General features: G+C 61.3%; 2 protein-coding genes. One reads left to right on the plus strand and one right to left on the minus strand.

The window, feature by feature from the left end:
- The coding region (locus tag ENZ75_RS32390) for an oxidoreductase (protein WP_128278642.1) at positions 1-746 on the plus strand (746 nt) is incomplete at its 5' end.
- 132 nt (positions 747-878) lie between these two features.
- Here the strand turns inward: ENZ75_RS32390 and ENZ75_RS32395 are convergent.
- Positions 879-1,166: M23 family metallopeptidase (locus ENZ75_RS32395; protein WP_164888198.1), on the minus strand; the 288-nt coding region annotated here is incomplete at its 5' end.

Consider the following 1,166-nt stretch of genomic DNA (forward strand, 5'->3'; position numbering starts at 1 on the left):
CCACCAATGCCGCGGAACTGGCGCGTATCAGCCGAAACGCCGACGCGATCTTCATGTGCGCCATGGCCGCCTATCACCGCTGGCCGACCGACTTCTTCCCAATCATCGACGGCACCGTGCGGGCTGCCGAAGCGGTCGGCGCGAAGCTTGTGGTGCTCGGAAATCTCTATGGCTATGGCAAAGATGCCGAAAGCCCGCTTCACTCCGACCTGTCTCTGGATCCGACTTCGAAGAAAGGAACCGCCCGGACGATCATGTGGCAGCGGGCGGTCCGTGCGGACGTGCCGGCCGTCGAAGTGCGGTCCAGCGATTATCTTGGACATGGCGCGATCAGCTCTTTCTCACTGGTCGCGCTGCCCTCCATAATCGAAGGGAAACCGACGGCTTTCATCGGAAACCTCGACGCAACTCACGCCTGGTCCTTCACGAAGGACGTGGCCAGGACACTGGTCGCTGCCTCGCGCTACACGGGCGAATGGGGACGGGCGTTCCATGTTCCATCGCAACACGCCCCACCCCGGGAACTCATCCGGGCGACCGCGGCAATGCTTCACCGTGAAATTCCAGGAACACGCTCCTATTCCATCTCCGAAATGGAAGCATTGGGCATGCATGAGCTCATCGAGATGAGCTATCTCTTCGACAAACCCTTGCTGGTCGATTCCTCCGACGCGGAGACGCTTCTCGGCGTCAAGGCCAGCAGCCTTGGCGTCATGATCGCCGACACTCTGCGCGACCATCTTTGAAGCTTGAAGACTGGCGCGTCGCACCGGAACTGAAAAAGCCCGCTCCTTTCGGAACGGGCTGAGCCGGCGGGCCGGACTGGAGGTCAGACGGCCCGCAAATTGCTTTTTTTCTTCTATTCGAAACAGCCCCGACTATTCGAGATAACCGGAGGGATCGACTGGCGCCGAATTCTTGCGCACTTCGAAGTGCAGCTTCGGCGAGTCCGTCGTGCCGCTCATGCCCGACAGCGCGATCTCCTGGCCGCGCTTGACCTTCTGGCCGCGCTGCACCTCGATCGAACTGGCATGGCCGTAGACGGTGACCAGGCCGTTCTCGTGGCGCACCAGCACCGTGTTGCCGAATTCCTTGAGGCCGTCGCCGGCATAGATGACGACACCGTTCTCGGCCGCGTGATTTCCGGTTTCGGCTCGGGCAAGGAC

The sequence above is a fragment of the Mesorhizobium sp. M7A.F.Ca.CA.002.04.1.1 genome, from assembly GCF_004022805.1.
Taxonomy (GTDB): Bacteria; Pseudomonadota; Alphaproteobacteria; order Rhizobiales; family Rhizobiaceae; genus Mesorhizobium; species Mesorhizobium ciceri.